The 14,793-nt window shown below is 61.6% G+C and carries 14 protein-coding genes; 2 read left to right on the top strand and 12 right to left on the bottom strand.

The window, feature by feature from the left end:
• Positions 1 to 47 precede the first annotated feature (47 nt).
• Complete coding sequence (locus ACT6QG_RS08375) at positions 48 to 590, top strand: DUF1036 domain-containing protein (protein ID WP_444977430.1); 543 nt, start codon at positions 48 to 50, stop codon at positions 588 to 590.
• Positions 591 to 739: 149 nt separating this feature from the next.
• Here the strand turns inward: ACT6QG_RS08375 and ACT6QG_RS08370 are convergent, their stop codons facing one another.
• The 7 genes from ACT6QG_RS08370 to ACT6QG_RS08340 form a co-directional block, all read right to left on the bottom strand.
• On the bottom strand, positions 740 to 1,516 hold the full coding sequence (locus ACT6QG_RS08370) for a tetratricopeptide repeat protein (RefSeq protein ID WP_444977115.1): 777 nt from the start codon (positions 1,514 to 1,516) through the stop codon (positions 740 to 742).
• A 151-nt stretch (positions 1,517 to 1,667) separates the two neighbouring features.
• Entirely contained in the window at positions 1,668 to 1,793 is a 126-nt protein-coding gene (gene ykgO / locus ACT6QG_RS08365; protein WP_444977114.1) for a type B 50S ribosomal protein L36, read from the bottom strand.
• Positions 1,794 to 1,932: 139 nt separating this feature from the next.
• The gene (locus ACT6QG_RS08360) at positions 1,933 to 2,655 is read right to left on the bottom strand and encodes an NUDIX hydrolase (RefSeq protein WP_444977113.1); all 723 of its coding nucleotides are present in this window, start codon (positions 2,653 to 2,655) and stop codon (positions 1,933 to 1,935) included.
• Positions 2,656 to 2,663: 8 nt separating this feature from the next.
• Entirely contained in the window at positions 2,664 to 3,758 is a 1,095-nt protein-coding gene (locus ACT6QG_RS08355) for an alkene reductase (protein ID WP_444977112.1), read from the bottom strand.
• A 226-nt stretch (positions 3,759 to 3,984) separates the two neighbouring features.
• Positions 3,985 to 4,887, bottom strand: a complete 903-nt coding sequence (locus ACT6QG_RS08350) for a PhzF family phenazine biosynthesis protein (RefSeq protein WP_444977111.1) — start codon at positions 4,885 to 4,887, stop codon at positions 3,985 to 3,987.
• An 81-nt stretch (positions 4,888 to 4,968) separates the two neighbouring features.
• Complete coding sequence (pdxY, locus tag ACT6QG_RS08345; RefSeq protein WP_444977429.1) at positions 4,969 to 5,817, bottom strand: pyridoxal kinase PdxY; 849 nt, start codon at positions 5,815 to 5,817, stop codon at positions 4,969 to 4,971.
• A 172-nt stretch (positions 5,818 to 5,989) separates the two neighbouring features.
• Entirely contained in the window at positions 5,990 to 7,234 is a 1,245-nt protein-coding gene (locus ACT6QG_RS08340; protein ID WP_444977110.1) for a porin, read from the bottom strand.
• A gap of 994 nt (positions 7,235 to 8,228) precedes the next feature.
• Between ACT6QG_RS08340 and ACT6QG_RS08335 the strand changes: the two genes are divergently transcribed.
• Entirely contained in the window at positions 8,229 to 9,440 is a 1,212-nt protein-coding gene (locus ACT6QG_RS08335; protein ID WP_444977109.1) for an NRAMP family divalent metal transporter, read from the top strand.
• A 273-nt stretch (positions 9,441 to 9,713) separates the two neighbouring features.
• Here ACT6QG_RS08335 and ACT6QG_RS08330 read toward each other — a convergent pair whose 3' ends face one another.
• From ACT6QG_RS08330 to ACT6QG_RS08310, 5 genes are all read right to left on the bottom strand, one after another.
• A complete protein-coding gene (locus ACT6QG_RS08330; RefSeq protein WP_444977108.1) occupies positions 9,714 to 10,094 on the bottom strand; it encodes a hypothetical protein in 381 nt (126 codons plus the stop codon).
• Positions 10,095 to 10,236: 142 nt separating this feature from the next.
• On the bottom strand, positions 10,237 to 10,512 hold the full coding sequence (gene sciP, locus ACT6QG_RS08325; RefSeq protein WP_444977107.1) for a CtrA inhibitor SciP: 276 nt from the start codon (positions 10,510 to 10,512) through the stop codon (positions 10,237 to 10,239).
• A gap of 466 nt (positions 10,513 to 10,978) precedes the next feature.
• Positions 10,979 to 13,234, bottom strand: a complete 2,256-nt coding sequence (gene glyS, locus ACT6QG_RS08320) for a glycine--tRNA ligase subunit beta (RefSeq protein ID WP_444977106.1) — start codon at positions 13,232 to 13,234, stop codon at positions 10,979 to 10,981.
• A 5-nt stretch (positions 13,235 to 13,239) separates the two neighbouring features.
• The gene (locus ACT6QG_RS08315; protein WP_444977105.1) at positions 13,240 to 13,845 is read right to left on the bottom strand and encodes a cysteine hydrolase family protein; all 606 of its coding nucleotides are present in this window, start codon (positions 13,843 to 13,845) and stop codon (positions 13,240 to 13,242) included.
• Positions 13,842 to 14,762, bottom strand: a complete 921-nt coding sequence (locus ACT6QG_RS08310) for a glycine--tRNA ligase subunit alpha (protein ID WP_444977428.1) — start codon at positions 14,760 to 14,762, stop codon at positions 13,842 to 13,844. The genes ACT6QG_RS08315 and ACT6QG_RS08310 overlap by 4 nt, the downstream gene beginning before the upstream one ends.
• Positions 14,763 to 14,793 lie beyond the last annotated feature (31 nt).

Here is a 14,793-nt window from a genome sequence, read left to right as displayed (position 1 = left end):
CAAACGGTCACATGTCTCACAGCTCTGTTCATACTGCCCCCTCCGCCATGGATCGCACCTCGCCCGTGCCATGCCGCATGCTGCTGCGCCGGCTGCGCACATTCACTCTCGCCGCCATGCTGGGCGTGCTGCCCGGCTCCATCCTCATGTCGAGCCTGGCCCATGCCGAGTTCCGCCTGTGCAACCGCACGCAAAGCCGTATCGGCATTGCTGTCGGCTACAAGGAGGGGAATGTCTGGCATACGGAAGGCTGGTGGAATGTCGGTGCGGAAAGCTGCGAGACGCTGCTGCGCGGAGACCTGATGGCCCGCTATTATTATGTCTATGCCGTGGATTACGATCAGGGCGGCGAGTGGACCGGCAAGGCCTATATGTGCACCCGCGACAAGGAGTTCACAATTCGCGGCGCGAATGACTGCCTGGCCCGCGGATTCGAGCGCACCGGCTTCATGGAAGTGGACACGCAGGAGCAAAGATCCTGGACGGTCCAGCTCACGGACAACAACCAGCAGCAGAACACGGCGAGCAACAAGCAGGCCGAAGCCCCGCCCTTGCCCATCGCCCCACCCCCCAGCGCCCGCAAGGACTAGGACAGCTCTGCGGCCCCTCTCCTCTGCGGCCCTGCCCGAAGGTTCGCATCATGCAGCGCGAGACAGGTAAACAGGCCGAGCAGGGCTGACCCCGATCTCCTGTCGCCGGCACATGGTGAGAGACTCAGGCCGCGGATAGGCCTGAAAGCTCAGGCCTCCCGCCCTTCGACAGTCAGGGTAAGCTGGCGCTCCATCTCACGCGCGCTTTCAAACTGCGGGTTCACCACAAGCGCCTTGCGCACCGCTTCCAGCGCCAGCTTGTCCTCACCCATATCCTTCAGAATCAGCGCGAATGCATAGAGCATGGTGAAGTGACGCGGTTCACGCGCCAGCACTTCGCGAATATCGGCAAGGGCCGCGCCGAAATCATCACGCAAATAATGCAGGGTGGCGCGGCGGGCGCGCAGGCCGAGGGCATCCGGCTCGATATCTATGGCCTGATCGAGCAGGTTCAGCGCCAGATCATTCTGCTTGGCATGCAGGGCCGCCGTGGCGCGGGACATCAGCAGATCAATCGCCGGGCTGCCCGTCTCCGCGAACAGGCGGTCGAGACGATCGCCAATCATCTGGGCGCTTTCCGCATCCGGTGCCAGACTGAGCGCGGAGAACAGGGCCTCAAGCCGTCCGCGCGGGTCCATCGGCTTTGCCGGGCGGGCGCTTTCGGGTTCAGCCGGCTGTGTCTTGTCTGTTCCGGCCTGTGCGGATGGGCGCGGGGCGCGCAACTCCATCGCCGGATCATCCGGCCGGATCTGCGGCCGAGACTGGGGCGCGGTGAATTCGGATGGAGGCAAAGCCCCCTCCCCCTCATCGGCCTCATCTGGGCCGACAAATCCGCAGAGCAATATGGCCAGAGCCGCACCGCCCATGGCGCGGGCAAAGGCCAGCCGCGCATGCGAACCATGGCCAAAGGGAGAAGAGAACTTCATCCGGCGCTCTCCTGCTTCCAGCAGGCCAGACAAACGAAAGGGCGGAAGCGCGACATTCATCCGGGGAATGTCGGACCTTCCGCCCGTTTCGTCAACCAATCTGAACATGCTCCACCCGAAACGCCTGCCTTGCAGGCGGGTGGAAGCGCAATCAGCCCTGACGCACCTTGAAGCGCTTCTGGGTCTTGTTGATGATGAAGACGCGGCCTTTGCGGCGCACCAGACGGTTGTCACGGTGGCGGGTGAGAAGCGCCTTCAGGGAATTACGGATCTTCATGACAATTGACCTTCGGCCGACCGCGGCGCGCATGCCGCGCGGCTCGTCGACACTGTTGTGTTGAATCTGGCTCGGGTGATAAGGGGCGGCAGGCGTCCTGTCAATGGATTCGCCCCTTCATCATGCTGACATATCAGATTCATGCACCCTGCCAGCGCGCCCGCAGATAATGCGCGGCGAAGGGCACGATGGCCGGCACCATATCCTGCTCGCCATGCACCACCAGCACATCGCTGAACTCCGGCATCTCCTCCCGGGCGATGAAGGCGCGGATGCGACAGGCCAGCTCCTGTGCCGGCATGGCAAAAACCAGCCGCTTCAGCAGGGCCAGCCGCGGGCCATCATACACAGCGGTGAAGCCCAGATCCTGCGCGACATCCTCGGGCAGGAGGCCGGTTTCCTCGGTCAGCTCGCGGGCGGCGGAGGCGGCCAGATCCACTCTCCCACCAGCCGTGACATCCGACAGGTCCGGCGTGCCACCGGGGAAATAGATGCGCCCGCTGGCGGATGTGTGCGGTGCCATGACACCCAGCACAATGCCACCGTCCGAGCCTTCCAGAACGTTCAGGGCAAAGGCATTGCGCAGGCCCATATCCGGCCAGCCCTGCGCCTGCCACCACAGGAAGGTGGCGAAATCGGTCTGGCGGAAAGCCCCGCGCAACACGCCATTTTTCAGTGCCGCATCGCGCAGCAGCAGAATCGCCCCATTCCACAGATGCGGATTGGCAGCCAGGCGCATCGCAAAATACGCCTCCACTTCGGCCCGATGCGGTTCCGTTTCCGGCCAGCCACCGGGCTCCAGCGTGAAGTCCAGCGCACGGACCGGCACGATGCGCCGGTCCTCTTCTTCATTCCAACCCAAAGCGGGGCTCACGCCTTCACGCCATCAAGCGCGGGATAGTCCACATAGCCCTTCGCACCACCGCCATAGAGGGTGGCCCGGTCCAGCTCGTTCAGCGGGGCATCCCGGCGCAGGCGCTCCACCAGATCGGGATTGGAGATGAACGGACGGCCAAAGGCCACCAGATCCGCCTTGCCTTCGGCAATCACCTTCCCGGCAAGGGCCTTGTCATAGCCGTTATTCACCATCCATGGCCCGGTGAAGCGGCGGCGCAGCTCATCGAAGGAGAAGTCCGGGGCAATGTCGCGCGGGCCGCCGGTTGCGCCCTCCACCACATGCACATAGAGCGGATGACGCTTTTCCAGTTCCTCCAGCACATGGTTGAACAGCGGCTGGGGGTTGCTCTCGCTGATGCCATTGGCCGGCGAAACCGGGGAGAGGCGCAGGCCGGTGCGGGCCGCGCCGATTTGTGCGATCACCGCATCCATCACCTCGAGCAGGAAGCGGGTGCGGTTGGCGATGGAGCCGCCATAGGCATCCGTGCGCCTGTTCGCGCCATCCTTCAGGAACTGGTCGATGAGATAGCCATTGGCCGCATGCACCTCCACGCCATCAAAGCCCGCCTTCACGGCATTGGCCGCAGCCTTGCGGTAATCCTCCACGATGCCGGCAATCTCGCCGATTTCCAGCGCCCGCGGCTCGGAAACATCCTCAAAGCTGTTGTTCACATAGGTCTTGGCCTGCGCGCGCAGGGCGGAAGGGGCCACGGGTGCGCCGCCGCCCGGCTGGAGCGAGCTGTGCGAGATGCGGCCCACATGCCAGAGCTGGATGACGATATGCCCGCCGGCCGCATGCACGGCATCCGTGATGGCGCGCCATGCCGCCACCTGCTCATCGCTCCAGATGCCGGGCGTGTCCTGATAGCCCTGCCCCTGCTGCGAGATGGGGGAAGCCTCGGTGATGATGAGTCCGGCGCTGGCGCGCTGGGTGTAATAGTCCACCGCCAGTGCGGAGGGCACATTATGGGCATCGGCCCGGTTGCGCGTGAGGGGGGCCATGACGATGCGATTGGCCAGCGTCATGGCACCAAGCTGAAACGTGTCGAACAGGGAAGGCGTGGTCATGAATGGTTCCCGCTTTGCCCGGGTATCAGGCCGAGCCTGCCCGGTTCCGGAGAAAGACGCCGCCCGCCGCATGGGATGGTTCTTCATCCATGCGCCCTGAAGGCTGCCTCTCCCGACAGGGAGAGATTGGCGTCAGCCCCCGGGACAACAGCGGTTCTGCCAGCGGCGCTCTGCGTATCGCGGTGCAGGATACGCCCTTCATGTGACAATGCAAAATGCCGCTGCGTCAGATATGCAGCACCCCTTCGGTGATGATGACCGCATGGCCGCCCACCGTGACCGAACCTTCCACCAGCGCGCCATCGCGCACGCTGAAGCCCAGTTCCATCCGGCTTGGCCGGCCCATCTCCACACCCTGGTCGATACGCACCTTGTGGTGACCATCCACCCGGGTTTCCGCATCCAGCAGAAGGGCGGGAAAGGCCGCGGCGGCGGAGCCGGTGGCCGGATCCTCCAGAATGCCAAGGCCGGGAGAGAACATGCGGGCGCGATAGTCCGCATCCCCCTCCTCATCAAGCGTGTAGACATAGACCGTCTCGCCATAGGCCCCGAGGGTTGCGAGGGAGGCGGCCTCATCCGGGCGGGCGCGGGCAAGGGCGGTCAGGTTCGCCACAGGCACATAGAGAAAGGACAGGCCCGCTGTCGCCACCACCGGGCGGTGGGCATCAAAGCCGATATCCTCCGGCTGAAGATTGAGCGCCTGCGCGCAAGCCTCGCGCGAGATGTCCACCGTGCCCAGCTCGCAGCGGCGCGGCACGGAAAAAACGGCGTGTCCCCGGCGCGGCTGGTCTTCCTGCAGGCTCACCTCGCAGCTCACCGGGCCGATCATCTCCTCCAGCACCATTTTGCCGCCCTTGCGCTGGGCCTCCATGGCCAGCAGGATGGCCGTGCCCACCGTGGGATGGCCGGCAAAGGGCATTTCATGGGCAATGGTATAGATGCGCAGGCGCGCCCGCCTCTCCGCCTGCCGGGGCGGAAACACGAAAACCGTCTCGGAAAGATTGAACTCGCGCGCAATCTGCTGCATCGCCGCTTCATCCAGCCCCTCGGCATCGAGAACCACAGCGAGCGGATTGCCGCCAAAGGGGCGTTGGGTAAACACATCCAGCGTCACGAAGCGGCGCGGCATCGCATTCTCCCTTCAGGTTCAGATGGAAGCGGCATCCCGGCAGGCGCACCGCAAACAGGCAAGGCAATGCCGCAGGCTGCCTCAAATCGCCACGGGCGTGAAGACCCGTGAGGGCCGCACAAACTCTTCCTGCGCCTCCACCAGCAGCAATTCGCGCGAGTGTGCCTTTTCCGTCTGCTCCAGAACCCCGAAAATGGAGGACACAGCCGCCTCCAGCGCCGTGGCGGAGCTGCCCGAGCGCAGCCAGTGGAAGAAGAACAGCGCGGCAATGGCATCCCCCGCGCCATTGGGCACCAGATTGAGCCGCGGCGTACGCACCAGAAAACGCCCCTCCGGGCCCGAGGCCAGAAGATCGATAAAGCCTTCCGGCGTTTCCCGCGTATGCAGGCTGGTGATGAGGATTTCCGCCGGTCCGCGCCGATGCAGAGCATCACACGCCTTCAGCGCATCAGCCAGATCCACCACCTCATGGCCGGCCAGATATTCAAGCTCGAACTGGTTGGGGGTGATGACATCGGCCCGGGGCAGCGCCTGATCGCGCATGAATTCCGGAATGCCGGGGCCGACAAAAACCCCGCGCCCCACATCGCCGATCACCGGATCACAGCAATAGGCGGCCCTGCCATTGGCAGCGCGCACCCGGGCCACGGCAGACAGAATCGCCTCGCCAATATCGGCAGAGCCCATATAGCCGGAAAGCACGCCATCACAGCCGGGCAGCACGCCCCGCGCGGCAATGCCCTCGACCAGATCGCCGATGATGCCGGCCTCGAACACCTGCCCCTGCCATGCCCCATAGCCGGTATGGTTCGAGAACTGGACCGTATGGATGGGCCACACCTCGACACCCAGACGCTGGAGCGGGAAAACCGCGGCGTCATTGCCGACATGCCCATAGGCGACATGGGACTGAATGGAGAGAATATTCATCCGGCGCATCATGGCGAAAGCTCTGGCAACCCCAGGAAGTGCAACGCGGCAGCGCTGCATGCATTCTGCCGGTATGCCTTCACCATGTGGCAGGATGCAAACACATTCGCCCGCAAGCCTGCGACAAATCCTCCGCAGGCAACAGTTCGCACCGTCACGGCCCACCGCCCGCTCAGAACACCCTTTGCGCCATGAGCAGGATCTGGGACGCCTTCTGGGCAGGCTCCGGCAGGCCATAGCCGGTATTCACATAGTCCCTGGCCTTGTACATGTTGTAATCATACTGGAGATACATGCTGAACGATGATGTGGCCTGCCAGACAATGTTTCCGCCAAAGTTGTAATTGACCCCGCCGGAAGCACCCAGGCTGGCCTGCGCCTCGGCACTGTTCAGTTCGAATGCGCCATAGCCGCCGAACAGGGTCACATTCCAGTAAGCGTTGAAATTATGCACATATTGCGCGGTGGCATTCCAGCCGCTCACCGTACTGATGCTGCCATCCGAATTGATGAAAGCATCCGGCGGATTGAAATTGCCGGATGGATTGACGAGGCCGAGATAGGAAACAGCACCATCCGTATAGGCCGCCTGCAAATAGAGATTATCCCCCTGAGCGATCTGCGGCAGATTGAACATCAGGCCGGCCTGTACCGCATAGCCCCAGATCGCGCCTTGCTGCCATGTGCGCAGGCCAGCGCCCGTGCCCTGCGTGGCAATGGCCGCCTCCCGGTGCAGGGCGCCGGAGAGCTGGAACTCGCCCCAGTCTCCGCTCTGCTGAATGTTGCCGACAAGATCGGGCAGTTTCGATCTGGCCGCGAACTGCCGCGCGATGGCGGCATTGGCATGGCTGATCCCCTCATTGCGCACGGATGATTCCTCCAGCGCCAGGGTCGCGGACCAGCCGCCGCCAAACTCCGTCGTGTAAGCCAGTATCGGAAGATGGGTTTCATCACCCACCGTTACAGGGTCTGTGCCATAGATATTCAGATTGGCGTAGAAATCGAAGGTGGATTGCTTCACCCCCGCTGTCAGCCCGCCAAACTGGAGATAGGCGCGCCAGGGCACCAGCACCGCCTCAGCACCGCCATTCGGCATGGACAAGCCCCAGTCCTGCGCGGTGCGCATCTGGAAGCGCAGATCCATCATGCTGCGCAGCAGGCCATATTCTGTATTGGTGCGCGCATCCAGCTCAAAACCATAGGTCGAGATGCTGTAAGAGCGGTGATCCTGCTGCGGCATGCCGGTATATGTATTGTAATATCCCTCTGCCCACAGATACCCGCCGAGACTGATGCAAGTGTCCGTTCCCGGTATCTGCCAGAATTTTCCATCAAAGCTCTCCCCATAGCCCGTGCACTGGCGGACATGGGAAGCGGCATGAGCCTTTCCGGTTCCGGGAAGCGGTTCTGCGGCCATCAGGACGGTCGAGGGTGAGGCAAAAGCCAGCACACCACTGAAAGCAAAAAGAATTTGCCGACCTGCCACCATCCAGCCAGATGTCTCATCCACCACGAATGCCCGGCCCCACCCGGAACAGGATCGTCCGGGAAGAGAGCCTTGAGGGAGCATCATCTCCCGCGAGGGGAAGAGGAATACACCATCCGTCGCATTATTCTAAGCGGCGCATCCATCCGGCAAGATGTGAAGGCCCGCATTTCCGGGGCGCACATGTCCGGCCCGGCGGATGGATGGTGACCTGCTGACGCCGGCCCTTCGCGCTATCTGTCGGGACTCACAGGCATGTTTGCGCGGCCGGGAATCGGGAGCGCCTTTTCCGGAGGCATCCCCAGCGCGCGACCTCCCGCTTTCTCATCCCCAAAAAGTTTAACATCCGGTGAAGAGAGGCGAAGGCGCATTCCCGATTGGAGCCGCATCAAGCAAATGCCATGGATATACTGTGAATATCAGCAACAAGCTGATCGGCCAAAATCTCCACAGATTTAACATATCACCTCATGAGCAATGTGCTTTATGTTTATTCTGATGACAAATAACATAAGAATACCATCGCCCTAAGCCGGATACAGATGGGGTGAAGACAGCAAATCCCCCTTAAAGCCATGTTTTTCTGGCATATGACATATGCGCGGACAGGCCGCTCTACGATCCAGAAAACCCGCCATCTGAAAGAGCCGGCCTTCACCCTGCAGCATTCACATACCGCTCCCGAGGCCTTTTCCAACAGTGGGAACCTCATACTTTCAGTCTAGGCGGGACCTCTTTTATATTTGATCTAAGGTACTGATATTGCATGGATTTCCATGCCAGCTATAATCCCTGCCGAGAGCATTATCTTGTTCATACTTTGGTACGACAAGAAAAGAAGGGGGATACTTTAATGGCAGAGAATTCAAACTCATCCAGTTCGAAGGGGGCGACTACAACCTCCACTGTAAAGCGCAATGCCTTTATGGCGTATCTTGCGGTAATGGGCCCCGGCCTTGTGGTGATGCTGGCTGATACGGACGCCGGCAGCCTTATTACAGCCGCACAAAGTGGTGCGCAGTGGGGTTACACTCTTCTCTCTGCCCAGATCATCCTCATCCCGATCGTATATATGGTGCAGGAACTCACCATTCGTCTTGGTGTCGTCACTGGCAAGGGCCATGGCGAGCTGATCGAGCATCACTTCGGTCGCGGCTGGGCCTATCTTTCCGTTTCCACCCTGATCATCGCCTGTGTGGGCGCGATTGTGTGTGAAATGAGCGGCATCGCCGGCGTGGGCCTGATGTGGGGCATTCCCACCTGGGTCTCCTGCGGCGCAATGGCTGTCTTCCTCATTCTGGTGGCTGTCACCGGCTCCTATCGCCGCGTGGAACATATCGCCATCGCCATCGGCCTGTTCGAGCTGGTGTTCCTTGTCACCATGGTCATGTCCAACCCGGACCCGAAGCAGGTGGCCGAAGGCCTGGCCAGCTTCCCCTATTCCAACCCCAACTACATGTTCCTCGTCGCGGCCAATATCGGCGCCGTGGTCATGCCCTGGATGATCTTCTACCAGCAGTCCGCCGTGGTGGATAAGGGCCTGAAGATCAAGGACATGGAGGACTCCCGCTGGGATACCGCCATCGGCTCCGTTATCACGCAGCTGGTCATGATCGCCATGCTGGTCACCACCGCCGCAACGCTGTGGGCCAATAATGAAGGCGGCGTGGACCTGAACACCGTGGAGCAGATCTCCGAAGCCATCACCCCGCATCTGGGTGAAACGGCCGGTCGCATCCTGTTCTCTCTCGGCATGGTGGGCGCCGCCCTTGTGGCTGCCATCGTGGTGAGCCTCACCGCGGCCTGGGGCCTTGGTGAAGTCACCGGCTATCGCCGCAGCCTGGGTGATGGCCTGAAGGCCGCCCCGTGGTTCTATGTGGTGTATGTGCTGGTTCTGGCCATCGGCGCGTCTGTCGTGCTCTCCGGCGTGAACCTGATCGACGTGAACATCTTCGTGCAGGTTGTGAACGCCCTGCTGCTGCCCATCGTGCTCGGCTTCCTTGTGGTGCTGTCCATGAAGGCGCTGCCGGAGAAGTACCGCCTGAAGGGCGCCTATATGTGGGTGGTCATCGTGGTGTCTGTCGTGATGTGCGCCCTGGGTGTGTATTCCGGCATCATGGGCATCTTCATGAGCTGAGGGCCCTGCCCGCTTCCATATCTCGACCGGCCGGGGCGACCCGGCCGGTTTTTTCATGCGCTCTTTCATGCGCGAAAGCGATTTATAGGGGCCTGAATGCGGATGACGCCGGAGCGCAGATACGCTCCGGCGTCATCCTGATCGAAGGGCCTCTGTCATCCACATGACGGGCCGGTGCCAGCGGAGCCGGAACTCAAACCAACCCCAGTATAACTGCGCCAACGAAGCCGAAGGCTGCACAAAACTGGACGATGGTGAGCAGATACTCCGTCATCACGGGCACCTCTCGCTATCGATCTTGAAAAGAGAATAGCCGAACCAGAAATTTTGAAAAGCCCCAAGATGTGCTGCATCGCAGGCAAGAAACCGCCGCAGCGCAACAGGATGAGAGGGGCAAAAATTCATGTGCCGGAGCTTCAATGCATTTTCCATCCCGCAGCATAGGTGCGGCGCAATACTGTGCTCTGGAAAATCTGAAAATATGAATCCGGGCGCGGCAAGAAAAAGCCATGGAACATGGCGCGCCTGATTCCTGTGCGGCCCCGCGGAGGCTTTGCGCTCAGGGCCGGACGGATCAAGCGGCAAGGTCAGGCGGCATCTACACGCCCGGACTTGTGAGGAACTGCCCTTGTGCTGCTCCGGGCTGAATGCCATCAGCCCCACCCGCTTGCGAGCGGGGAGCGAGGTGCAGGGCGGGAAGCCCTGACACCATCAATCCACTCTTGAAAAGAACCGGCGCACCGCGAACATCAGATCCCCTCAAGGAGCCGATGCAGCGCCGCGCAGGCGGGCGCCATCACTGGCGGTAATGCTGAATGCGCGTGGTGCGCAGGCCCGGCAGGCCATGGCGATCAATGGAAGCCTGCCAGGACAGGAACTCGTCCACTGTCAGCGTATAACGGCGGCACGCTTCATCCAGCGAAAGCAACCCTCCACGTACGGCCGCCACCACCTCCGCCTTGCGACGGATGACCCATCGCCGTGTATCTGGAGGTGGCAGGTCTGCAATGGTGAGCGGGCCACCATCAGGGCCGATCACATATTTCACCCTCGGCCGGCAGGCATCGGTCATCTCTACGCCACCTGTTCACTACTCAATACAGGCTGATAGTGGCCCAATGCCATGAACATTTTGCTAATGAAAACAATAACCTGAGTGTTTACCTCTATTAATGGAAGGTGAATTAATTATTTTATTTTGGTAAACGCCGGAAAATTGCCAGTGATAGAAAAACATATACTCAATTACTCAAGTTGAAATACAGGATACAAGACACATAAAACACACATCCGCCATATGATACCCCGATACCTCAGCAGAATAATGCGCTTCACTTGTAGCCGAATGGCGTATTACCCCCGCAGCCAGCTTGCGTGGAGGCGGCAAAATCTCTCCCGCGCCACCATTGGCAAAACAATGATCCTTCAGGCGCAGGCCCGCTGATGCAAAAACGAGAGGCCCGGAATGCGCATCACCGCATATCCGGGCCTCTTTCTGTATCCGCTCAGCCTTTTACAGCTTCAGATCCGCGCAAACCTTAACCTTCGATACGGTCGAAATCGGCAATGCCACGGGTGGCCGCGCGAATTTCATCCAGCAGTTTCAGGCGGTTCTCACGCAGTTCCGCTTCGGGCGCATTCACGGTCACCGCATCGAAGAAGGAATCCACCGGGCCACGCAGGTCCGCCAGCGCGGTCATCGCGGCCTCGAAATCCTCAGCCGCCACGGCCCGTGCCACCCGCCCCTTCACATCCTCGATGGCGGAAGCAAGCTTCTCCTCCTCCGCCAGCTTCAGCAGCGTGGCATTGGTGGGGCCGGCATAGGCGCGCCCATCCTTCTTTTCCTCGATGCGCAGAATGTTCACGGCGCGACGGTAGCCCGCCAGCAGGTTCTTGCCGTCTTCTGTTTCAAGGAAGCGGGCCAGCGAGGTCATGCGGTTGACGAGCTGGAACAGGTCATCCTGCCCCTCCAGCGCGAACACCGCATCCACCAGATCAAACCGCGCGCCATGATCGCGCAGATGCACCTTCAGGCGATCGGCGAAGAAGGAGAGGAGATCAGTAGCACAAGAATCAATTTTAGAGCGGAAACGGGGATGATCCAAGAATACAAAGCTATTAACATCTTCCGGGTCATCTGGGACAATATTCCCTGTTAGACGTGTTGCTACATCCTCTCCGAGATCCATACGTCCTGTCTGCTCACCAATATGCTTTGAGAGCTGTAACGCGGCTTCAACATCTAAAGATTGAATGGTTTCTAAAACCCCAGAAACACCAAGCCTAAACAAATCACCCAGCCGCACCCGCACCCCGTTCTCCAGAATGATGCGGATGATGCCGAGCGCGGCGCGGCGCAGGGCATAGGGGTCCTTCGAGCCGGTGGGCTTTTCATCAATCGCCCAGAAGCCGGCCAGCGTGTCGATCTTGTCGGCCAGCGCCACGGCGATGGAAACCGGCGCGGTCGGCACGCGGTCACCCGGCCCCTGCGGCTTGTAATGCTCCTCACTGGCCGCCGCGACTTCCGCCGGCATCCCCTCGCCCGCCGCATAATAGCGGCCCATCAGGCCCTGAAGCTCGGGGAACTCGCCCACCACCTCGGTGAGCAGGTCGGCCTTGGCCACCAGCGCGGCCTGCTCGGTGAGCGCCGCATCGGCCCCCACCTTTGGTGCCAGCACCTTCGCCAGCCGCACGATGCGCTCGATACGCGCCTGCTGGCTGCCCAGCTTCTCGTGGAAGGTGATCTGCGCGAATTTCGGCAGGTTCTTTTCCAGCCCGTTGGCCCGGTCCGTATCCCAGAAGAACTTGGCATCGGACAAGCGGGCGCGGATGACGCGGCCATTGCCGGCCACGATCGCCTTGCCGCCATCATGCGCCACAAGGTTGGAGATGAGGATGAAGCGGTTGGCGAGGCGCCCGGTCTTCGGGTCCTTCAGCACAAAGCACTTCTGGTTGGCGCGGATGGTGGCGCGGATGACCTCGTCGGGAATATCAAGGAAGCGCTCCTCGAATTCGCCCATCAGCACCACCGGCCATTCCACAAGGCCGGCCACCTCTTCCAGCAGCCCCTCATCCTCCACCAGCTCCAGCCCGCGGGCGAGGGCGAGATCCTTGGCGTCATTCAGGATGATGTCCTTGCGGCGCTCGCGGTCCACCACAACCTTGGCGGCTTCCAGCTTCGCCATCCAGTCATCCAGCCGCTTCACGCTGATGGCCTGCGGCGCGAGGAAGCGGTGGCCATAGGTGATGTTGGAGGCCTTGATGCCGTCGACCTCAAACGGCACCACTTCCGGCTCATCCACCTCCGTGCCGAAGGTGCAGACGATGGAATGCAGCGGACGCACCCAGCGCAGGCTGCCGGAGCCCCAGCGCATGGATTTGGGCCAGGGGAAGGTGCGGATGATCTGCGGCATGAATTCCGCAATCACCTCAGGGGTCGGGCGGCCGGCGCGGTGAATATGGGCGACATAGAAGTCCCCCTTCTTCGGGTCGCTGTGCACATGCGCCTGTTCAATGGACTCAAGACCCGCACTCTTGAGGAACCCCGCCAGCGCCGCCTCGGGCGCACCCACGCGCGGGCCTTTCTTTTCCTCATGCTGGTCGGCCTGCTTGCCGGGCAGGCCGTGCACCACCAGCGCCAGCCGGCGCGGAGTGACAAAGGCTTTCGCGCCCTCATAGAGCAGGCCGCGCTCCACCAGGGCATCGGTGACAAGCTTCTTCAGGTTTTCAGCCGCCTGCGCCTGCATGCGGGCGGGAATTTCCTCGGAGAAGAGTTCAAGCAGAAGATCGGGCATGGGCTCTATTCAGTAATGGCGCGCGTCGAGACGACAGCAGCGAAGCAATCATTGATTTCCGCAAGGGCGGCGTGATGCAGGATGTGGGCCGGAATATCCGCACCGCCCATCGGGTCGGGCAGCGCGCGGGTGGCGGCGCCGTCCCCCACCACAAAGGCGGGAATGCCCAGATGAAAGGCGGCGCGAGCTGTCGTGCTCACACACATATGGGTCATGAATCCGGCGAAGATCATGGTGCTGCGCCCGGTTGCACGGAAGCGCTCCAGCAGGTCCGTTTCATGGAACGAGCTGGGCTTTGTCTTCTGCACCACCGCTTCACCGGCAAGAGGAATGGCCGGGGCGGCAAAGCCGTATCCCGCCCCTTCCGGGTCAAATGGCGCACCGCTGCCCGCCGGGGCCTGATGCTGCACATGAATGACCGGCACCGCACGGGCGCGCGCCACGTCCAGCAGCTTGCCGATATTGGCCAGCGCGGGCTGCACGCCATCCAGCGGCAACAGGCCATCCACATATTCGCGCTGGGCATCGATCAGCACCAGCACGGATGAATCAAGATCGATAGCGGGCGCGGGAAGGCCGGCGAGCTGCACCAGGGTCTTTGCGCTGCTCATGCCGCGTCCTTGCCAAGGTTCACGCCGCCGGCATCCGTCTTGAGCCAGGCCGCGCCGCATGCCTTCGCCAGCTCGCGCACGCGCAGGATATAGCTCTGCCGCTCCGTGACGGAGATGACGCCGCGGGCATCCAGAAGGTTGAACACATGTGAGGCCTTGATGCACTGGTCATAGGCGGGTAGCGCCATCAGGTGCCTTTCGCCGGCATCCCCGGCCTCGATGTAGCGTTTGCAGGCCGCCTCCGCCATGCGGAACTGCTCGAACAGCATGTCCGTATCGGCATGCTCGAAATTGTGCCGGGAATATTCCTGCTCGGCCTGAAGGAACACATCGCCATAGCTGATCTTTTCAGCGCCCTCGCGACCATTGAAGTTCAGGTCGTACACATTCTCCACGCCCTGCACATACATGGCGAGGCGCTCCAGCCCGTAGGTCAGCTCACCCGATACCGGTGCGCACTCGAAGCCGGCGACCTGCTGGAAATAGGTGAACTGCGACACTTCCATGCCATCGCACCAGCACTCCCAGCCCAGCCCCCATGCGCCCAGGGTGGGGCTCTCCCAGTCATCCTCCACGAAGCGCACATCGTGCAGGCCCAGATCAATGCCGATCGCCTCAAGCGACTTCAGATACAGTTCCTGAAGATTCTCGGGCGAGGGCTTCAGGATGACCTGGAACTGGTAATAATGCTGGAGGCGGTTGGGGTTCTCGCCATAGCGCCCGTCCTTCGGGCGGCGGGAAGGCTGCACATAGGCGGCCCGCCAGTGCCTGGGGCCGAGCGCGCGCAGCGTGGTGGCGGGGTGGAAGGTGCCCGCGCCCACTTCCATGTCATAAGGCTGAAGGACAACGCAGCCCTGATCAGCCCAGAAACGCTGAAGGGTCAGCAGCAGGGCCTGAAAGGAACGGTCGGGCCGCATATGGGCGGGCAAGGCTGGGTCGATCATGAAG

Source organism: Haloleucobacter ellipsoideus, assembly GCF_052491725.1.
Note: the sequence above shows the minus strand (reverse complement) of the source record. Positions and strands in the feature narration are given on the sequence as shown.